The sequence below is a fragment of the Stenotrophomonas sp. SrG genome (assembly GCF_050031795.1).
GTDB lineage: Bacteria > Pseudomonadota > Gammaproteobacteria > Xanthomonadales > Xanthomonadaceae > Stenotrophomonas > Stenotrophomonas rhizophila_A.
This window is the reverse complement of the sequence record NZ_JBNBBE010000002.1, coordinates 263,128-280,929: the sequence shown is the minus strand read 5'-3', so window position 1 is coordinate 280,929 and position 17,802 is coordinate 263,128. Positions and strand designations below refer to the sequence as shown.

The 17,802-nt window shown below is 67.4% G+C and carries 22 protein-coding genes; 15 read left to right on the top strand and 7 right to left on the bottom strand.

What is annotated here, in order from left to right:
* Positions 1-98 precede the first annotated feature (98 nt).
* From tesB to ACQG3P_RS03265, 3 genes are all read left to right on the top strand, one after another.
* On the top strand, positions 99-1,007 hold the full coding sequence (gene tesB, locus ACQG3P_RS03275) for an acyl-CoA thioesterase II (protein WP_068850178.1): 909 nt from the start codon (positions 99-101) through the stop codon (positions 1,005-1,007).
* 6 nt (positions 1,008-1,013) lie between these two features.
* The gene (locus ACQG3P_RS03270; RefSeq protein ID WP_093533080.1) at positions 1,014-1,532 is read left to right on the top strand and encodes a putative signal transducing protein; all 519 of its coding nucleotides are present in this window, start codon (positions 1,014-1,016) and stop codon (positions 1,530-1,532) included.
* Positions 1,533-1,829: 297 nt separating this feature from the next.
* Entirely contained in the window at positions 1,830-3,044 is a 1,215-nt protein-coding gene (locus ACQG3P_RS03265; RefSeq protein ID WP_426804187.1) for an RNA polymerase sigma factor, read from the top strand.
* 66 nt (positions 3,045-3,110) lie between these two features.
* On the opposite strand, the gene ACQG3P_RS03260 is transcribed toward ACQG3P_RS03265, so the two are convergent.
* On the bottom strand, positions 3,111-3,692 hold the full coding sequence (locus ACQG3P_RS03260; RefSeq protein ID WP_426804186.1) for an EF-hand domain-containing protein: 582 nt from the start codon (positions 3,690-3,692) through the stop codon (positions 3,111-3,113).
* A 155-nt stretch (positions 3,693-3,847) separates the two neighbouring features.
* Between ACQG3P_RS03260 and ACQG3P_RS03255 the strand changes: the two genes are divergently transcribed.
* Entirely contained in the window at positions 3,848-4,603 is a 756-nt protein-coding gene (locus tag ACQG3P_RS03255) for an arginyltransferase (RefSeq protein WP_068850166.1), read from the top strand.
* A gap of 37 nt (positions 4,604-4,640) precedes the next feature.
* Complete coding sequence (locus ACQG3P_RS03250; RefSeq protein ID WP_426804185.1) at positions 4,641-5,846, top strand: endonuclease/exonuclease/phosphatase family protein; 1,206 nt, start codon at positions 4,641-4,643, stop codon at positions 5,844-5,846.
* A gap of 145 nt (positions 5,847-5,991) precedes the next feature.
* On the opposite strand, the gene purT is transcribed toward ACQG3P_RS03250, so the two are convergent.
* Positions 5,992-7,179 carry a formate-dependent phosphoribosylglycinamide formyltransferase gene (gene purT, locus ACQG3P_RS03245; protein ID WP_426804184.1) on the bottom strand — a complete coding sequence of 396 codons (1,188 nt, stop codon included), beginning with the start codon at positions 7,177-7,179 and terminating at the stop codon, positions 5,992-5,994.
* Between the two features lie 111 nt (positions 7,180-7,290).
* On the opposite strand from purT, the gene ACQG3P_RS03240 reads away from it, so the two are divergent.
* The 5 genes from ACQG3P_RS03240 to ACQG3P_RS03220 are packed head-to-tail and all read left to right on the top strand — an operon-like array spanning position 7,291 to position 9,872.
* Positions 7,291-8,160, top strand: a complete 870-nt coding sequence (locus tag ACQG3P_RS03240; RefSeq protein ID WP_426804183.1) for an SPFH domain-containing protein — start codon at positions 7,291-7,293, stop codon at positions 8,158-8,160.
* Positions 8,161-8,162: 2 nt separating this feature from the next.
* Entirely contained in the window at positions 8,163-8,342 is a 180-nt protein-coding gene (locus ACQG3P_RS03235; protein ID WP_070206839.1) for an Arc family DNA binding domain-containing protein, read from the top strand.
* A complete protein-coding gene (locus ACQG3P_RS03230) occupies positions 8,339-8,515 on the top strand; it encodes a DUF4177 domain-containing protein (RefSeq protein ID WP_083214084.1) in 177 nt (58 codons plus the stop codon). The genes ACQG3P_RS03235 and ACQG3P_RS03230 overlap by 4 nt, the downstream gene beginning before the upstream one ends.
* Position 8,516: 1 nt before the next feature.
* On the top strand, positions 8,517-9,059 hold the full coding sequence (locus ACQG3P_RS03225; RefSeq protein WP_426804182.1) for a PH domain-containing protein: 543 nt from the start codon (positions 8,517-8,519) through the stop codon (positions 9,057-9,059).
* Positions 9,060-9,068: 9 nt separating this feature from the next.
* Positions 9,069-9,872 (top strand): M15 family metallopeptidase, encoded by an 804-nt coding sequence (locus ACQG3P_RS03220; RefSeq protein ID WP_426804181.1) that lies wholly within the window; start codon positions 9,069-9,071, stop codon positions 9,870-9,872.
* Between the two features lie 18 nt (positions 9,873-9,890).
* Here the strand turns inward: ACQG3P_RS03220 and ACQG3P_RS03215 are convergent, their stop codons facing one another.
* From ACQG3P_RS03215 to ACQG3P_RS03195, 5 genes are all read right to left on the bottom strand, one after another.
* The gene (locus tag ACQG3P_RS03215) at positions 9,891-10,565 is read right to left on the bottom strand and encodes a DNA-3-methyladenine glycosylase family protein (RefSeq protein ID WP_426804180.1); all 675 of its coding nucleotides are present in this window, start codon (positions 10,563-10,565) and stop codon (positions 9,891-9,893) included.
* 1 nt (position 10,566) lies between these two features.
* Positions 10,567-10,938, bottom strand: coding sequence for a DUF423 domain-containing protein (locus tag ACQG3P_RS03210; RefSeq protein ID WP_426804179.1), 372 nt, complete (start codon positions 10,936-10,938; stop codon positions 10,567-10,569).
* Between the two features lie 83 nt (positions 10,939-11,021).
* On the bottom strand, positions 11,022-12,101 hold the full coding sequence (locus tag ACQG3P_RS03205; protein ID WP_068850143.1) for an SRPBCC family protein: 1,080 nt from the start codon (positions 12,099-12,101) through the stop codon (positions 11,022-11,024).
* Positions 12,102-12,365: 264 nt separating this feature from the next.
* Positions 12,366-13,007: a response regulator gene (locus ACQG3P_RS03200; RefSeq protein ID WP_068850140.1), complete on the bottom strand. Its 642-nt coding sequence runs from the start codon at positions 13,005-13,007 to the stop codon at positions 12,366-12,368.
* Positions 13,007-14,200, bottom strand: coding sequence for a sensor histidine kinase (locus ACQG3P_RS03195; protein WP_068850134.1), 1,194 nt, complete (start codon positions 14,198-14,200; stop codon positions 13,007-13,009). Before ACQG3P_RS03195 ends, ACQG3P_RS03200 begins: the two co-directional genes overlap by 1 nt.
* A gap of 137 nt (positions 14,201-14,337) precedes the next feature.
* Between ACQG3P_RS03195 and ACQG3P_RS03190 the strand changes: the two genes are divergently transcribed.
* Genes ACQG3P_RS03190 through ACQG3P_RS03170 form a run of 5 tightly spaced genes read left to right on the top strand, consistent with a single transcriptional unit; the run spans position 14,338 to position 17,363 of the window.
* A complete protein-coding gene (locus ACQG3P_RS03190) occupies positions 14,338-14,934 on the top strand; it encodes a GNAT family N-acetyltransferase (RefSeq protein ID WP_068850131.1) in 597 nt (198 codons plus the stop codon).
* Positions 14,935-14,947: 13 nt separating this feature from the next.
* Positions 14,948-15,724: a septum site-determining protein MinC gene (minC, locus tag ACQG3P_RS03185; protein WP_306989443.1), complete on the top strand. Its 777-nt coding sequence runs from the start codon at positions 14,948-14,950 to the stop codon at positions 15,722-15,724.
* 35 nt (positions 15,725-15,759) lie between these two features.
* Positions 15,760-16,569, top strand: coding sequence for a septum site-determining protein MinD (gene minD, locus ACQG3P_RS03180; protein ID WP_184125282.1), 810 nt, complete (start codon positions 15,760-15,762; stop codon positions 16,567-16,569).
* A gap of 2 nt (positions 16,570-16,571) precedes the next feature.
* On the top strand, positions 16,572-16,832 hold the full coding sequence (minE, locus tag ACQG3P_RS03175; protein WP_068850125.1) for a cell division topological specificity factor MinE: 261 nt from the start codon (positions 16,572-16,574) through the stop codon (positions 16,830-16,832).
* Between the two features lie 48 nt (positions 16,833-16,880).
* On the top strand, positions 16,881-17,363 hold the full coding sequence (locus ACQG3P_RS03170) for a hypothetical protein (RefSeq protein ID WP_217536817.1): 483 nt from the start codon (positions 16,881-16,883) through the stop codon (positions 17,361-17,363).
* The last annotated feature ends 439 nt before the right edge of the window (positions 17,364-17,802 follow it).

Sequence of the window (17,802 nt, the reverse complement as noted above, 5' to 3'; positions counted from 1 at the left end):
CGCCCGACCGTTGGTCGGGCGGCGGCGCACGGCGCCGGCAGTTGGCGACTGGCCACCACCGGTATAATTCCCGTCCGCCCCAACGCCAGGCCGCCGCCTTGTCCCAGCCGCAAGAACCCGTCGTTTCCGAGCTGATCGACCTGCTCACGCTCGAGCGCCTGGAAGACAACCTGTTCCGGGGCCAGAGCCGCGACATCGGCACCAAATACGTGTTCGGCGGCCAGGTGCTGGGCCAGGCTCTCTCGGCGGCCCAGGCCACGGTCGAGAACGGCCGGCATGTGCATTCGCTGCATGCCTACTTCCTGCGCGCCGGCAACATCGACCACCCGATCGTGTACGACGTGGACCGCACCCGCGATGGCGGCAGCTTCTCCGTGCGCCGGGTCACCGCGATCCAGCACGGCAAGGTGATCTTCTTCTGCGCCGCCTCGTTCCAGCAGGCCGAAAGCGGGGCCGAGCACCAGCACAAGATGCCCGAAGTGCCGCAACCGGAAGACATCGAACCGAACCGCCCGCTGCCGCCGGAAGTGCTGGAACGGCTGCCGATCAAGGTGCAGCGCTGGCTCTCGCGCGGCGGCCCGTTCGAGTTCCGCCACGTGTACCCGCGCGATGAACTGCACCCGCCCAAGCGCCCGCCCTACCACCAGGTGTGGCTGCGCCTGAATGAAACGGTGGGCGATGCGCCCGAACTGCACCAGGCGCTGCTGGCCTATGCGTCGGACTTCCACCTGCTCGGCACCGCGACCTTCCCGCACGGCATCAGCTATTACCAGCCGCACGTGCAGATGGCCTCGCTGGACCATGCGATCTGGTTCCACCGCCCGTTCCGCGCCGACGACTGGCTGCTGTATTCGCTGGACAGCCCCAGCGCGCAGGATTCGCGCGGGCTCGCCCGTGGCCAGTTCTTCACCCGCAACGGCATACTGGTTGCCAGCACCGCGCAGGAAGGCCTGATCCGCGTGGTGGATGACAGTGCCGCGGCCGCCGCCGTACCGGCCAAGGAATAATTCGATATGCGTCAGATCTTCACCAGCCAGCGCGTGGAAACCGTGGAAGGCGTGGCCAAACTGCTGCGCGATGCCGGCATCGAGGTGCGCATCACCAACGGGCGCTCGTACCACAGCAAGCGCGGCAGCCAGTTCAGTTACCTGGACACCAGCAAGGCCACCACCCACCCCACCCTGTGGGTGGTACACGCCAACGACCAGCCGCGCGCGCGCGAAATCCTGCGCGATGCCCGCCTGCTGGAAACCACCCGGCGCGACCACCCCACCGCCGAATTTGCCTTCCGCGACCAGGCCGACGACGTGGCCCCACGGCGCAACTGGGCCTGGCGCATCCGCATCGGCCTGCTGCTGATCATCGCCGCCGTGGCAATGGTGGTGGTGATGCGCCACCGCAGTGCCCCGACGGCTGCGCCGGTACAGACGCAACAGGCACAACCCCAGGCCCCGGCAGCCGAACCGGCGCCAGCGCAGGAAGAAGAAGAAGAGGTCCGAGTCCGGATCACACCTCCGACCCAACAACCGTGAGCCGACCCGACGTATCCGGATCTCCCTGCGCACGTAAAAATTCGTAGTGCCGACTGTCAGTCGGCAACCGCGCGCCAGCGCGGCCCAAGCGTCCGAAGACCGTAACGCACCACGCCGATGGTGTGGTCGACGTTTACCGCCTGCCGAAGCCACCTGTCAGGCGCTCATGATGCCGGAACGAAGAGCAGCCGACTGACAGTCGGCTCTACCGCGCCCCTCGCGCGAGCCCGCCCCGCCCCCCGGTCACATTCCCCGCCCCACCCCGTCATGATGTCACCACCCACAGGGACCGACGCCATGACCACGCTGCCGCTGATCGACACGCTGGACCGCGAACTGCCTGCCGCCGCCGGCGGCTGCCAGCAGTCGTACGGGCGCATCGTCCTGGCCTGCCAGAACACCGTGACCGCGATCGCACTGGCGATCACCCGCGACGTGCAGGCCAGCGAGGACATCGCGCAGGAAGCCTTCATCAAGGGCTGGCAGCAGCTCAACCAGCTGCACAACCACGGCAGCTTCCTGCCCTGGCTGCGCCAGATCACCCGCAACCTGGCCCGCGACTGGCTGCGCGCCAACCGCGGCCGGCCGCTGTCGGGAGAGGCCGCCGAGATCGCCATCAGCATGGCCGCCGACCCGGGCCCCTCCGCGCCGGAATACCTGCAGCGGGCAGAGGAGGAAGTGGCCGCCGAAGAGATCATCTCCGCGTTGCCCGAGGACAGCCGCGAAACGCTGCTGCTGTACTACCGCGAAGGCCAGAGCTCGCAGCAGGTGGCCAACCTGCTGGGGCTGAGCGACGCCGCCGTGCGCAAGCGCCTGTCGCGGGCACGCGCCAGCGTGCGCGAGGAAATGCTGCGCCGCTTCGGCGAGTTCGCGCGCGGCAGCGCGCCCAGCGCCGCCTTCGCCACTGCGGTGGTTTCCATGGTGATGGTGGCCGCACCGGGCACGGCCAGCGCGGCGATCCTGCTGGGCACCAGCGTTGGCGTGGGCAGCAGCAAGCTCGGCCTGGGCGGTGCCAGTCTGTCCGGCGGTGCGGCAATGGGGTCGCTGGGCGCGGCGGCCAGCCAGAGCCACCTGCTCGGCCCGGAGTTCAACTGGACCATCGCCATCGGCGCGATGGCCGGCGGCGTGATCGGCAGCTACCTCGGTGGCCGCTACCTGCTCTGCTACACCGAGACACTGGCCGAGCGCGCGGCGGTGCATCGCTTCGTGCACTACAGCACGTTCACCGCGATGCTGGTCTGCGCGGCGGTGCTGGCGCTGACGGTGCTGCATGCACCGGTGTATCTGTCGCTGGCCGCGATGGTGCTGGGCACCGCCCTGGTGAACTACCAGATCCTGGTGCCGCTGCAACGGATCATGGCGCCGATGATCGCGCGTGATGCCGCACGCAAGGGACGCACGGGACCCAGCTGGGTGTACCAGTCGATGTACGGACGACCTGCTTTGCTGATCACCAACCTGGTGATCGTCGGCCTGATCCTGACCGTGGCCGGCGAGCGCGGGTTGATCTGACGCATGAAAAAAGCGCCGGTCGGTGACCGGCGCTTTTCTGGTTGCCGGGCAGGGCCCGACGCTACGTTACTTTGCCTTCGGCGGCATCGGCGGCTTGTCGCCGCGGTGTTCGCCGCGCGGGCCACCGAACGGGCCCTTGGCCGCGTCGAATTCGGCCTTGCTCAGCTGGCCGTCCTTGTTGGTATCGGCCGCAGCGAACCACGCATCACGGTGCTGCTTCATGCCCAGCTCGCGGTCGGCCTTGTCCAGGTAGCCGTCCTTGTTGAGGTCCATCTGCTCGAAGCGCGCGGCCAGCTTCGGGTCGGCCTTGGCTTCGTCGCGGCTGATCCGGCCGTCCTTGTTCGCGTCCAGCTTTTCCAGGCGCGCATGCCCGCCACCCGGACCACGGCCGTGGCGCTTGCCCTGCCAGCGCGGCAGTTCCTCGCGGGACAGCTTGCCGTCCTTGTTGGTGTCCAGGCTGTCGAACTTCTCGGCCAGGCGCGGCGCCTTGGCGGCCTCGGTACGGTCGACGAAACCATCGCCGTTGGTGTCCAGCGTCGCGCGGGCCGGCTTGGCGGGCGTGGCCGGGGTATCGGCGGCCACCGCCAGGCCGGCAGCGCCGGTGGTCATCAGCAGGGCCAGCAGCAGAAGGGGTTTGCGGTTGCGCATGGGTCACTCCGGTATTGGGGGGATGCTTCGTGCGGTGCGTTGGCACCCACGGGAGAGAAAACGCGCGGGCGCCCGCCGCGTTGACAGCGCCACCGGCCGTGTTCATTCGCCAGACAGTCGCGCCGCCTGCGACGCCCCGGCGCTATGCTGTGGGCATGGCGATCCACACCGACCGCGACGACGAGCTGCGCCTGTTCCAGACCGGGGACCATCCCTGTGGCTACTGGCCGGAGCGGGCTGCGCGCGACCTGGTGCTGGACCCGCACGACCAGCGGCTGGGCACGCTGTACCCGATGGCGCTCAGCTGGGGCTTCCGCCGCTCCGGCGACCTGGTCTACCGCCCGCACTGCGCCAACTGCCATGCCTGCGTGTCGGTGCGGGTGCCGGTGGCCCGTTTCGCACCCGACCGCAGCCAGCGCCGCTGCCTGGCGCGCAACGACGACCTGGAAGTGCGGATCGTGGCTGCCGAGCAGACCGATGAGCAGTTCGCGCTGTACCACCGCTACCTGACCCATCGCCACGCCCAGGGCGGCATGGACGAACACGGCCCGCACGAGTTCGACCAGTTCCTGATCGGGCAGTGGTCGCAGGGGCGCTTCCTGGAAATCCGCGGACCGGCCGAAGATGGCCATCGAGGCCCGCTGCTGGCGGTGGCAGTCACCGATGTCACCCCGCAGGGGCTGTCGGCGGTGTACACCTTCTTCGACCCGGACCACGCCCACCGTGGGCTGGGCACCTTCGCGATCCTGCAGCAGATCGCCTGGGCCCGGCGCGAGCAGTTGCCGCACCTGTACCTGGGCTACTGGATCCGCAACCACCGCAAGATGGACTACAAGCGCCGCTTCCGGCCGCTGGAGGCCTACGACGGCCGCCGCTGGCACGAGTTCGACGAGGCGCTGGACGGCATCTGACCCGCCATTGCAATGCCCGCCCGTGCAGAATAGCGGGATGAAAGCCCATCCCCTGATCCTCGCCCTGGCCCTGCTCTGCGGCGCCTGCGCCCAAACCCCGACCAAGACCGCCGCCATGCCGGAAGCCACCTCCGCGCCGCTGCGGATCGCCACCTACAACACCTCGCTGTACAGCGACGAGACCGGCGGGCTGATCGCCGAACTGGAAGGCGACAGCGCGCACGCGCGCAAGATCGCCGCGGTGCTGCAGCAGGTGCGCCCGGACCTGGTGCTGCTCAACGAATTCGACTACGACGACGCCCACCGCGCCGCCGACCTGTTCCAGCAGCGCTACCTGGAAGTGGCCCAGCCCGGCGGCGGTGAGCCGCTGCACTTCGCCTACCGCTACCTGGCCCCGGTCAACACCGGCGTGCAGAGCGGGCTGGACCTGGACAACAACGGCCAGATCGGCGGCGACGGCCGCAACCGCGGCAACGATGCCTGGGGCTACGGCCTGCACCCGGGCCAGTACGGCATGCTGGTGCTGTCGCGCTACCCGATCGACGAGGCCAAGGTGCGCAGCTTCCAGCTGCTGAAGTGGAGCTCGCTGCCGGGCGCGCTGCGCCCGATCGACCCGCGCAGCGGCAAGTCGTTCTACAACGACCACGTGTGGTCGCAGCTGCGGTTGTCGTCCAAGTCGCATTGGGACGTGCCGGTGCGCACCCCCAACGGCGTGGTGCACGCACTGGTCTCGCACCCCACCCCGCCGGTGTTCGACGGCCCGGAAAAGCGCAATGCGGCGCGCAACCACGACGAACTGCGGCTGTGGCAGGAATACCTGGCGGCCGGCGACAAGACCTGGCTGTGCGATGACAAGGGCACCTGCGGCGGGCTCGCACAGGACGCGCGCTTCGTGATCCTGGGCGACCTCAACAACGACCCGGCCGACGGCGATGGCCGCCATGACGCGATCGTGGAGCTGATCGAAAACGCGCGCGTGCTGCGCTACCCGACCCCGCGCAGCGTGGGTGCCGAGCAGACCAGCCTGGCCTATGCGGAAAAGGGCATCGTGCGGAAGGGTGCGCCGTTCCACGCCACCGGCGATTTCGGGCCGAAATCCGGCACCATGCGCCTGGATTACGTGCTGCCGTCAGTGGGCTTCGAGTACATCGGCAGCGGCGTGTTCTGGCCGGCCAACGAAAGCCCCGAAGCGAAGATCGCCGACGGCAGCGACCACCACCTGGTGTGGGTGGACGTGCGGTAAGAGCGTATCGACCAACGGTCGATACCTACCGGGTTGATGATTGCAATGCGTTAGCGGCCATGCTTGCCGTTCGTTCCGCGCAACGCCATCTCTCGGGGGCGGCCCGACGGCCGCCCCAGCACGTAGAAACGAAGACGCCAACGCCTTACGCGGGCAACTCGATCGTGATCGCTTCCGCCGCCTCGCGCGCGATCTTCCGCGCCTCGTCGATGGACTCAGCCCGCGCCAGCGTCACCCCAACCCGGCGGTGCCCATGAACGCTCGGCTTGCCGAACAGGCGCAGCGCCGTGTCCGGATGCGCCAGTGCCGCCTCTACGTTGCTGAAGACCGGCACGCCTTCGCCGTGCGCCAGCATCGCGCAGGAGGCCGACGGGCCACTCTGGCGGATCAGCGGGATCGGCAGGCCCAGGATGGCGCGGGCGTGCAGCGCGAATTCGCTCAGTTCCTGCGAGGCCAGCGTGACCAGACCGGTGTCATGCGGGCGCGGCGAGACTTCGCTGAACCACACGTCGTCGCCCTTCACGAACAGCTCTACGCCGAACAGGCCCCAGCCGCCCAGGTCATCGGTGATCGCCTGCGAGATCTCTTCGGCACGCGCCAGCGCGGCCGGCGACATCGGCTGCGGCTGCCAGCTTTCGCGGTAGTCGCCATCCTTCTGCCAATGCCCGATCGGCGCGCAGAACGAGGTGCCCCCGGCATGGCGCACGGTCAGCAGGGTGATCTCGTAATCGAAATCGATGAAGCCTTCCACGATGCAGCGGCCGGCACCGGCACGACCACCGGTCTGTGCATATTCCCAGGCCGGCGCGATGTCGGCCTCGTCGCGCAGCGTGCTCTGGCCCTTGCCCGAGGAGGACATCACCGGCTTGACCACGCACGGCAGCCCGATCGCCGCCACGGCGGCGCGGTACTCGGCCTCGGTATCCACGAAGCGGTACGGCGAGGTCGGCAGGCCCAGGGTTTCGGCGGCCAGGCGGCGGATGCCTTCACGGTCCATGGTCAGGCGCGCCGCGCGCGCGGTCGGCACCACCCGCTGGCCGGTTTCCTGCTCCAGCTGGACCAGGGTTTCGGTGTGGATGGCTTCGATCTCGGGCACGATCAGGTGCGGTTTTTCCTCGGCGATCAGCGCGCGCAGCGCCATCGCATCGAGCATGTCGATCACGTGCGACCGGTGCGCCACCTGCATGGCCGGGGCGTCGGCATAGCGGTCGGCAGCAATCACCTCCACCCCCAGCCGCTGCAGCTCGATGGCGACCTCCTTGCCCAGTTCGCCCGAGCCCAGCAGCAGGACACGGGTGGCGGAGGGGGACAGCGGCGTGCCGAGCGTGATCATGGCGATATTCCGGACATCAGAGGCGGGACGCCATTTTATGGGATGGGGCCCTTGCAGGAGTGATATCAATTTGATATCACTATTCCAAACCCACCCGCAAAGGATGCCCCCATGAAAGAAAAGCCCGTCCCCTCCCTCTCCGGCATCCCCTTCCTGCTGGCCGTGCTGGCCCTGCTGGTGGTCTCCGCATGGCTCTTCTTTTCCGGGATCGAGCCCGGCAACGTCAACCTGCTGCTGATGCTCGGCGGCGTGCTGCTGGGCCTGATTTCCCTGTTCAGCCTGACCGGCCTGTACACCGTGCAGCCCAACCAGGCGGCGGTGCTGAGCCTGTTCGGCAAGTACGTCGGCACGGTCAAGGACAACGGCCTGCGCTGGAACAACCCGTTCTTCAGCAAGAAGAAGGTCAGCCAGCGCGTGCGCAACTTCGAAAGCGGCAAGCTCAAGGTCAACGAACTGGACGGCAGCCCGATCGAAATCGCCGCGGTCATCGTCTGGCAGGTCGTGGACGCCTCCGAGGCGGTCTACAACGTGGACGACTACGAAAGCTTCGTGCACATCCAGTCCGAATCCGCCCTGCGTGCGATGGCCACCAGCTACCCCTACGACCAGCACGAGGACGGCCAGCTCTCCCTGCGCAGCCACGCCGCCGAGATTTCCCAGCACCTCAAGGACGAACTGGCCGAACGCCTGGCCGATGCCGGCGTGCAGGTGCTTGATGCGCGCATCAGCCACCTGGCCTATGCGCCGGAAATCGCCCAGGCGATGCTGCAGCGGCAGCAGGCCAATGCGGTAATCGCCGCGCGCACGCGGATCGTCGCCGGTGCCGTGGGCATGGTCGAGATGGCGCTGAACGAACTGCAGAAGAACAACGTGGTGCAGCTGGATGAAGAGCGCAAGGCACAGATGGTGGGCAACCTGCTGACCGTGCTGTGCTCGGACCGTGGCACGCAGCCTATCGTCAACGCCGGTTCGTTGTACTGAGCATGAGCGAAAAGAAAGCCTACCCGCTGCGCATCAATGCCGACGTACTGGCGGCGGCGCAACGCTGGGCCGATGACGAGCTGCGCAGTTTGAACGCGCAGATCGAGTACGTGCTGCGCGACGCACTGCGCAAGGCTGGACGCCTTCCCAAACCCGCACCTGATCCGGAGAGCAAGGAATGAGCAAGCGCTGGAGCTACCTCACCGTCGAAGTTAAGCCCTCGTGGACCGGCTTGAAGCCGGAAGACCTGCAGGCCGAACTCAACCGCCAGGGCCAACTCGGCTGGGAGCTGGTGAACGTGATGCAGGGCACCCCGATGGGCGTGGCGTTGCTGTTCTTCAAGAAGGAGCTCTGACGTGGCAGCCCGGACGACGGCCGTGCCCGCCACTGAATTCGCGGTGGCGCCCGCCCCGCTGTGGCGCCTGCTCTGGCTGTGGCTGCCGCTGCTGGGCGTGGCCGTGCTGCTGGTCACCACGCACCTGCAGGAACAACGCACACCGATGGACATGGCCATCACCCTGCCGTTCCTGCTGGTGCTGGGCGGTGTGCTCAGCTGGGCGTTCCTCCGTCGCCGCATCACGCTGGAACATGGCGAGCTGCTGGTGACCTCCACCTTCTACCGCCGTCGCACGGCGGTATCGTCGATGCTGCTGGACCAGGCGCGCATCGTCGACCTGGCCGAACACAGCCAGTTCAAGCCGGGCATGAAGATCAACGGGTTCGGCATGCCGGGGTTCCAGTCCGGCCATTACCGGATGGGCAAGCACAAGGCGTTCTGCCTTGTCACCGATCCCAGCCGCGTGCTGTACCTGCCGCTGCGCGACGACCGCGTGCTGCTGCTCAGCCCCGAGCACCCGCGCGCGCTGCTGGATGCGCTGAACGCGCAGGCTGCGCGCTAAGCTGTACGCATGCGCCGACACCCTGCCCTGCTGATCAACACCGCCGATATCGAACTGTGGCCCGGCGGGCTGCTGCGTGCGCGCAGCAACGCCGATGCACGGGCGCTGGCTCGGGCCCGCTGGGTGCTGCGGCGCAAGCGTGATGGGCAGTACCTGGCCGCCGCCACCGCGCACGGCCTGTTGCCGCTGGTGCCGCACCTGATGCGCGAGCCAGGGATCGAGGAAGCACTCGATGCCTTGGACCTGGCGCTGCATGGCACGCAGCGCGCGCACGCGGCCGATGCGCTGCTGCCGCTGAGCGGGCTGCAGGACCGGCTGGAACAGCTGGGCATCGATTCGGCGCGCTATGAGCAGGACACCGCACTGGCGCTGGAAGCCGAACCGGAACGGCTGGCCCTGGCCGGCTTCGACCGTTACCGCCGGCCGCTGTGGCTGCAGCAGGGCGCCGCGCGCGCCTGGCAGCGCATGCAGCAGCAGGCCGCGCGCGAGGGCATCGTGCTGGAGGCCATTTCAGGCTACCGCAGCCACGATTACCAGCTGGGCATCTTCGCGCGCAAACGCGCGCGCGGGCTGGAGGTGGATGCGATCCTGCAGGTCAATGCCGCGCCGGGGTACAGCGAACACCACAGCGGGCGTGCGCTGGATATCAGCAGCCCGGGGGAACCGCCGGCCGAGGAGAGCTTCGAGGCCACCGCTGCGTTCGCGTGGCTGCTGGAGCACGCGGGAAGCTACGGCTTCCACTTGAGCTATCCGCGCGACAACCCCCACGGCATCGTGTACGAGCCGTGGCATTGGTGCTGGTCTGGACCGTAGCGCCACGCCCTGCGTGGCTCAGTCCTGGGAGCGGTTGGTGCTGGCCTTCGGGCTTTCGGTGAAATCGGCGATGCGCCACAGGTACAGGCTGGCGTAGGTCCGGAACGGGCCCCACTTTTCGCCGCGGGCGGCCAGTTCCTTCGGGGTCGGCATTGCTTCTGCCTTGTCCACCCGCTGGGCGCCCTTGCGCACCCCGAGGTCGTCGATGGGCAGGATGTCGGGGCGGCCGAGCCGGAACATCAGCATCATTTCCACGGTCCAGCGGCCGATGCCGCGGATCGGCACCAGTGCGTCGATGATCGCGTCGTGCGGCATCACCGACATCCGCCGCAGGTCGGGAATCTCGCCGGCCGCCTCGCGCCGGGCCAGGTCACGCAGGGCCAACGCTTTGTTGCCGGAGACACCGCAGCTGCGCAGGCCGGGGTCGTCGATGCGTGCCAGGGTGTCGGCGTGCAGGCGGGTGCTGCCGATGGCGGTCTCCACCCGGCCCACGATGGTGGAGGCGGCCTTGCCGCTGAGCTGCTGGAACAGGATCGCGCGGGCCAGGGCATCGACCGGGTCGAAACTGCGCGTCCAGCCGGGCGGCGCCGCCACCGGCCCGAGCCGCTTCATCCAACTGCCCAGCCGACGGTCGCGGCGCGACAACCAGTCGTGCGCCTCGTCTACATCAAAGCCCCGGCGGAAGCGCGGCATGTCAGCGCCTCAGGGCATTGAACGCGTACACCACCCACCCGATCATCAAGGCCGTGCCACCCACCGGGGCCAGCCCGGTGCGCAACTGCCACAACGCGCCGGCCACCAGGCTGCCGGAGAACAACAGCGTGCCCAACAGCAGCACGTACAACGCCAGCTTGCCCACGCTGTTCTGCTGGGTGGGGCCCAGCACGGCCAGGGCCACGCCATGCCCGAAGGCGAACAGCGCCGCAGTGTTCACATGCGACTGCGCCAGCGGTTCGGCGATACCGTGCGAGGCATAGGCCGACAGGCCCACGGCGGTGGCCGCCAACAGGCCCCCCAGGCAGGCCAGCAGCGAAGGTTTACGCGCGCGTCGTTCCAGGTTGAGCATGGCTGCATCTTCCTCCAAAAAAAAACGCGCCGCAGGAAGCGGCGCGTTTTCTGTTCTACGTTACATCCGTGGCAACCGTCGGTTTACTTGACGGCCCAGTAGATGTCGTACGTACCTTCCTGCGTGAACGACTTCTCCAGACCGCCGTTCCAGGTTTCGTACGGACGATCGATCACTTCGTTGCCGCCGGTCACAGCCCAGGCACGGAGGGCGTTGCGGGCGATGTCCAGGCCAGCCATGTGGCCGGTGTACTTGGCGTGGGCGGTACGGTGCGGGGCAACGTGCACGTACTTGACCGGGGCACCACCATCGATCTTCACCGTCAGGGCTTCAGCCGAAGCGCCTGCAGTACCCTTCTTCTTGACCGGCTGGGCCACGTCGAAGGCGTACTTCTCCTGACCGAAGTCAGTGGTGATGATGCGGAACGGACCGGCGGCTTCGAGGTCATTGGCCTCCATCACGCGCTTGATCCACTCCTGGTTGTCCTTGATGGACTTGGTGATGGTCGCTTCGCCGCGATCAACGTTACCGGCGGTGACGACCAGCAGGTCTTCGGCCGGGGCATCGACGATGGCCAGGTCGACCAGCGGGGCTTCGGCGGTGCGGTAGTCGATGTTCGGCACGGTAGCCAGCATGTTGGCCATGCGCGACAGACCCAGCTTCAGGTCGTCACCGACGTGGCGGCTGACGTACAGACCGGCGTAGCGACCAAACAGGTTCCAGCCGTACTTGATGCTGTAGTCCTGGGTGATCTTGACGTTGCGGCCACCCTTGCCGGTCGGCTCAAGCGTGAAGCTGGTCTTCTTGTCGTGGCCCTTGGTCTGGTCCTCGATGGCGATGGCCACGCGCTTGTTCGGCTCGGACTCGGTGATCGTCCAGCTGCCCTGGCCCAGCGACGATTCCTTGGAGGAATAGTCCAGGCGGGCACCCACGCCGGCGGCGGGGCCGGAGTGCTTCAGTTCAACGGCGGGATCGCGCAGGACGAGCGGGTTCCAGTCCTTGAAGCGGCGCAGGCTGTTGACCGTGTCGTACACGATCGTCATCTTGCGGTTGGTCTCGATGCTTTCGGTAATGTGACGCTCGCCCGGCAGCACAACGCCAATGATGACGAACAGGCCAGCCACGATCCCCAAGGCGATCAGGAACTCGATAATACGGGTCATTCAGGAGTCTCCGGGGCCGATCCCACGGCCGGGTTGATTGAAGCGAAGCGCCAATCCTAGCAGGCTTCGCGGGTGTTGTTGATCAGGATTGGCGCACCGGTTTCCATACCAGCAGCGGTTTTGAATAGACAAGGAGCGGAAAGATAGCGCATCGCGCGGGCCAGCATGTGGCCGTTGGCCATATTTATTTGCCGGTTTCGGCAAGGAGGCCTGCGACGACCGCCGCAGGCCTTGCCCCACAATGCTTTCAACTGGCGTTCATGTTCACACCAGTTGCAGCTCGAATGCCTTCAGCACGGCCCGGGTGCGGTCGCGCACGCCCAGCTTGGACAGGATGTTGGACACATGGTTCTTGATGGTGCCTTCGGCCACGCCCAGCGAATTGGCGATCTCCTTGTTGGAGAACCCGCTGGCCATCAGCCGCAGGATCTCGGTCTCGCGGTCGGTGAGCGGGTCGGGCCGGTCCAGGCTCACGAACTCGTTGCGCATGTGCTCCAGCCCGGACAGCAGGCGCTGGGTGACCGCCGGCTGCACCAGCGAACCGCCATCGGCCACGGTGCGGATGGCACCGACCAGCTGTTCCAGGGTCACGTCCTTGAGCAGGTAGCCCTTGGCGCCGGCCTTGAGCCCGGCCAGGACCAGCTGGTCATCGTCGAAGGTGGTGAGGATGATGGTCGGCGGCAGCTGCCCCAGCCGCGACAGCGACTGCAGCGCCTCCAGCCCGGACATCACCGGCATGCGCATGTCCATCAGCACCACGTCGGGGCGGATCTGCGGCACCACCTCGACGGCCTGGCGGCCATCGGCGGCTTCGGCCACCACTTCGATCCCGTCATCCAGGGCGAGCAGCGAGCGGATTCCCTGCCGCACCAGGGTTTGGTCGTCGACCAGGCAGACGCGAATCATCAACGCACTCCTTCCAGGATGGCACCCAGCATCAGCACTGGCACGCCGGGAACCGAGGCGCGCAGGCGGAAGCCCTGACCCCGGTGGGTTTCAATCTGCAGCTCACCGCCGCATTGTTGCAGGCGTTCCCGCATGCCACGCAAGCCGTTGCCGATCACGATGCCATCGGCGCCGACGCCATCGTCGTGCGCCTGCACCACCACCTGCCCCGGCGGCTCGCGGAATACCTGGATCCACAGGTTGCGGGCGCGCGCATGGCGCACCGCGTTGGTGATGATCTCCTGGGTGCAGCGCAGCAGGACGTGGGCCTGCTCTGGGTCTTCCACGCTCAGCGGTTCTTCGATGTCCAGGTGGATGTCCAGCGAGGGCACCTGCTCGGTCAGCGGGCGCAGCGCGGCGGCCAGGTCGATGGCGCCGCTGTCGCGAAGCTGGCTGACCGCTTCACGCACGTCGGTGAGCAGCAGCTTGGCCAGGGTATGGGCCTGGTGCACATGCTCCTGGGCCTGGCCCTCGGTGATGTGGCCGGCCACTTCCAGGTTCAGGCTCAGCGCGGTGAGGTGGTGGCCGAGCAGGTCATGCAGCTCGCGCGAGATCCGGGTGCGCTCGTTGACCCGTGCGCTTTCGGCCAGCAGCACGCGGGTGGCGCGCAGCTCGGTATTGAGCCGGCGCTGCTCTTCGCGGGCGTCGGTCTGCTGGCGGGCGACCAGGCTGGTCACGAAGATGAACATGGAGAAGCCGCCATACAGCAGCGACTGCATCACCGCCTCGAACAGGGAGAACGGCAGGAACAGGTAATAGACCGGGGCGACCGCCAGCTGGCTGACCAGCAGCCAGATCACCCCGACCCGGGCCGGCAGCATCCACGGGATGACCCCGGCGGCCACCATCATCAGGATGCTGCCCAGGCCCGAGCCGCTCAGGAAGCTCACGGCCAGGGCGGAAATGGTCAGCAGGACCAGGATGGCGCGGTCGTACCAGGCCGAATGGCCGCCGTTGCGCAGGCCGCGGGTCAGCCACAGGTAGCCGCCGCCGAAGGCCAGGTAGGACACGAACAACAGCAGGGGCGGCACGTCGATGCCGCCGCTGCGGCGGACCGCTTCGTACTGGGAATAGACCAGCGGCAGGCCAAGCATGACCCAGGTGAACAGGCCGGCCAGTCGCAGTACTCGGGTTTGGCTGAGGTATCCCAACATGGACGCATCTTAGGCTGAACCTGCGCCGCTGCACCCGGACATAAGTCATGGCTGGCCTGTGCCCTGCCCGGCCACCCATGCAATAATCACCGGCAGGGCCCCTAGACGGGCCAACCGCGTTACCCCACGGAGTCACAATGTCGATTGTCATCCGCGACGTGCGCGAGCACGAGCTCGATTCCGTCCTGGCCCTGAACAACAACGCCGGCCTGGCCATCCTTCCGCTGGATGCCGCCCGCCTGCGCCTGTTCTATGAAACCGCTGAATACTTCCGCGTCGCCGAGCGCGACGGCAACCTGGCCGGCTTCCTGATCGGTTTCGGCAGCGACAGCCAGCACGACAGCAGCAACTTCGCCTGGTTCAAGCAGCACCTGACCAGCAAATTCTTCTACATCGACCGCATCGTGGTGGCCAGCCGCCGCCGTGGCGGTGGTGTGGGCCGGGCGTTCTACGCCGATGCCCAGAGCTACGCCGAGCTGCGCTACCCGCAGCTGACCTGCGAGGTGTTCCTGGACCACGGCGCCGATGCGGCGCTGCTGTTCCACGGCAGCTTCGGCTTCCGCGAGGTCGGGCAGAACAACATGCCGCACGTGGATGTGCGGGCCAGCATGCTGCTCAAGGACCTGTGCAGTTACCAGTGGGTGCACGACACCTACGGCGACGCGCTGCCGGACGTGCCCTGGGTGGGCCAGCGTCGCGAGCCGCTGCGCGCGCATCGACCGACGGGGACCTGAGGTGGCGGCGAACATGGATTTTGAACAGGCCGGTGAACTGAAGATCGGCCAGGTGGGCATCGCCAACCTGCGCATCCGCACCCTGGATGTGGAACGCCTCACCCGCGAAATGCACGACCGCGTGGCCCGCGCGCCGAAGCTGTTCGGCCGCGCTGCGGTGATCCTGGACTTCGGCGGCCTGAGCCAGATGCCCGACGTGGCCACGGCCCAGGCGCTGCTGGACGGCCTGCGCAGTGCCGGCGTGCTGCCGGTGGCGCTGGCCTACGGCAGCAACGAAACCGACCTGCTCTCGCAGCAGCTGGGGCTGCCGCTGTTGGCCAAGTTCCGCGCGCAGTACGAGCGCGCCGAGGCTGAGCCGGCACCTGCGCCGGTTGCAGCCGCACCGGCCCCGGAACCGGCACGCCGCGCGCGTGCCGCCGCACCGGCCCCTGCCGCGGCGGTGGACGCGGGCAATGCGCCCAAGCCCGGCCGCATGCAGACCAGCAACGTGCGTTCGGGCCAGCAGCTGTACGCGGAGAACTGCGACCTGACGGTGATGGCCACGGTCGGCGCGGGCGCCGAAGTGATCGCCGATGGCAGCATCCATATTTACGGTACGCTGCGGGGCCGTGCCCTGGCAGGTGCCCAGGGCAACACCACGGCGCGCATTTTCTGCCGTGACTTCCACGCTGAACTGGTCGCCATTGCCGGCCATTACAAGGTACTGGACGATGTCCCGGACAACCTGCGCGGCAAGGCCGTGCAGGTGTGGCTGGAAAACGACCAGATCAAGATCGCTGCGCTGGACTGACGCGGCAACCCAACAGAATCATCAGGAGAAGTCCTTTGGCTGAAATCATCGTAGTCACCTCCGGCAAGGGCGGCGTCGGCAAGACCACTTCCAGCGCAAGCCTTGCCTGCGGCCTTGCGCGCAGGGGCAAGAAGGTGGCGGTGATCGACTTCGACGTCGGCCTGCGCAACCTTGACCTGATCATGGGCTGCGAGCGGCGCGTGGTGTACGACTTCGTGAATGTCGTGCACGGCGAGGCCACGCTCAAGCAGGCCCTGATCAAGGACAAGCGCTTCGACAACCTGTACGTGCTGGCTGCTTCGCAGACCCGCGACAAGGATGCGCTGACCCAGGAAGGCGTGGGCAAGGTGCTGAAGGACCTGGCCGCTGACGGTTTCGATTACATCATCTGCGATTCGCCGGCGGGTATCGAAAAGGGTGCGTTCCTGGCGATGTATTTCGCCGACCGCGCGGTGGTGGTGGTGAACCCGGAAGTGTCGTCGGTACGCGACTCGGACCGCATCATCGGCCTGCTGGATTCGAAGACGCACAAGGCCGAATCGGGCCAGAACGTGCCGGCCTTCCTGCTGCTGACCCGTTACAGCCCGGTCCGGGTGGAGTCGGGCGAGATGCTGAGCATCACGGACGTGGAAGAGGTGCTGGGGCTGAAGGCGATCGGCGTGATCCCGGAATCGGGGGATGTGCTGAACGCGTCCAACAAGGGCGAGCCGGTGATCCTGGATGCAGAATCGCCCGCAGGCCAGGCATACGATGATGCGGTGGCCCGCATCCTCGGCGAAGAGCGCCCGATGCGCTTCACCGTTGTTGAGAAGAAGGGCTTCTTCAGCAAGCTGTTCGGAGGGTAAGCATGGGCCTGTTCGATTTCCTCAAGACGAAGAAGACCACCGCCGAAACGGCCAAGAACCGCCTGCAGATCATCATCGCGCAGGAACGCAGCCACCGTGGCGGCCCGGATTACCTGCCGCTGCTGCAGCGCGAGCTGCTGGAAGTGATCAAGAAGTACGTGAACATCGACGCGGACGCGGTCAAGGTAGACCTGGTCAAGGACGGCGAGCACGACGTGCTGGACATTTCGGTGGCGCTGCCGGAAGGCCCGCAGCAGCCCTGATCGTAAAGGCCCCTTCCCCACCGGGAAGGGGCGCAGGACGCACACGCCATGAACACCGCCGCCGAAGCAGAACCGCAGGTCACCCGGGTGGGCGACATCGCCTTCGAGGATGCGGCGGCGTTGCTGGCCCGCCACGCGCTGCAGCTGCACCACGTGGCCGATGGCGCACCGATTCCGGGCAGTTACTGGGGCGAGCCCGAGGCGGGCATCATCGCCAGCGACGTCTACGTGCGTAACGACACGCCGGTGCACTCGATGCTGCACGAGGCCTGCCACCTGATCGTACTGCCGCCCGAACGCCGCGCGCTGGTGCACACCGACGCGACCGATTCGGTCCCCGAAGAAGACGCCACCTGCTACCTGCAGATCGTGCTGGCCGGGCAGTTGCCAGGTGTAGGCAGCGCGCAGCTGATGGCCGACATGGATGCGTGGGGCTACACCTATCGCCTCGGCTCCACGCGCGCCTGGTTCGAGCAGGATGCCGAAGACGCAAAAGCCTGGCTGATCGAACGCGGCCTACTCGCCACGTAAAACGGTGTACGAGCGCACGCGCGCATGAGCGCGGTAGGGTCGGTCGTCAGACGACTGCCGATACGAACGATCGGCACGGCGACGCATTGCGCCTCGGCGGAGAAACGCTCTCGGCGGTGCTGGATCCACGCGTAGAGCGCTGGCTGTTCGGTTTTCACTGCGCGGTGCGAGGACGGGATACAAGGTCAAAAGCATCGCGCGAGCCCGGACATTCTGGTTGCCGCTCAGCCACGCATGGCGTGGCTCTACGGCGAAACAATTCGATCGACCTGACGCCATCTGCCTTTGACTTCCTGTCCGCTGACGCATGCCTGTCTGGGGGAGCGGGGGGGGGGGGGGGGGGGGGGGGGGGGGGGGGGGGGGGAGAGGGGGAGAACCCCCCGCGGGGTGGGTGGGCGCGGCCCCACCCCCCCCCCCCCCCCCCCCCCCCCCCCCCCCC

Bases quoted from the DNA above. Each gene is read 5' to 3' on its own strand.
- ACQG3P_RS03270 (WP_093533080.1), top strand. From the start codon at position 1,014: ATGCGTCAGATCTTCACCAGCCAGCGCGTGGAAACCGTGGAAGGCGTG.
- ACQG3P_RS03265 (WP_426804187.1), top strand. From the start codon at position 1,830: ATGACCACGCTGCCGCTGATCGACACGCTGGACCGCGAACTGCCTGCC.
- ACQG3P_RS03260 (WP_426804186.1), bottom strand. From the start codon at position 3,692: ATGCGCAACCGCAAACCCCTTCTGCTGCTGGCCCTGCTGATGACCACC.
- ACQG3P_RS03255 (WP_068850166.1), top strand. From the start codon at position 3,848: ATGGCGATCCACACCGACCGCGACGACGAGCTGCGCCTGTTCCAGACC.
- ACQG3P_RS03250 (WP_426804185.1), top strand. From the start codon at position 4,641: ATGAAAGCCCATCCCCTGATCCTCGCCCTGGCCCTGCTCTGCGGCGCC.
- purT (WP_426804184.1), bottom strand. From the start codon at position 7,179: ATGATCACGCTCGGCACGCCGCTGTCCCCCTCCGCCACCCGTGTCCTG.
- ACQG3P_RS03240 (WP_426804183.1), top strand. From the start codon at position 7,291: ATGAAAGAAAAGCCCGTCCCCTCCCTCTCCGGCATCCCCTTCCTGCTG.
- ACQG3P_RS03235 (WP_070206839.1), top strand. From the start codon at position 8,163: ATGAGCGAAAAGAAAGCCTACCCGCTGCGCATCAATGCCGACGTACTG.
- ACQG3P_RS03230 (WP_083214084.1), top strand. From the start codon at position 8,339: ATGAGCAAGCGCTGGAGCTACCTCACCGTCGAAGTTAAGCCCTCGTGG.
- ACQG3P_RS03220 (WP_426804181.1), top strand. From the start codon at position 9,069: ATGCGCCGACACCCTGCCCTGCTGATCAACACCGCCGATATCGAACTG.
- ACQG3P_RS03215 (WP_426804180.1), bottom strand. From the start codon at position 10,565: ATGCCGCGCTTCCGCCGGGGCTTTGATGTAGACGAGGCGCACGACTGG.
- ACQG3P_RS03210 (WP_426804179.1), bottom strand. From the start codon at position 10,938: ATGCTCAACCTGGAACGACGCGCGCGTAAACCTTCGCTGCTGGCCTGC.
- ACQG3P_RS03205 (WP_068850143.1), bottom strand. From the start codon at position 12,101: ATGACCCGTATTATCGAGTTCCTGATCGCCTTGGGGATCGTGGCTGGC.
- ACQG3P_RS03200 (WP_068850140.1), bottom strand. From the start codon at position 13,007: ATGATTCGCGTCTGCCTGGTCGACGACCAAACCCTGGTGCGGCAGGGA.
- ACQG3P_RS03195 (WP_068850134.1), bottom strand. From the start codon at position 14,200: ATGTTGGGATACCTCAGCCAAACCCGAGTACTGCGACTGGCCGGCCTG.
- ACQG3P_RS03190 (WP_068850131.1), top strand. From the start codon at position 14,338: ATGTCGATTGTCATCCGCGACGTGCGCGAGCACGAGCTCGATTCCGTC.
- minC (WP_306989443.1), top strand. From the start codon at position 14,948: ATGGATTTTGAACAGGCCGGTGAACTGAAGATCGGCCAGGTGGGCATC.
- minE (WP_068850125.1), top strand. From the start codon at position 16,572: ATGGGCCTGTTCGATTTCCTCAAGACGAAGAAGACCACCGCCGAAACG.
- ACQG3P_RS03170 (WP_217536817.1), top strand. From the start codon at position 16,881: ATGAACACCGCCGCCGAAGCAGAACCGCAGGTCACCCGGGTGGGCGAC.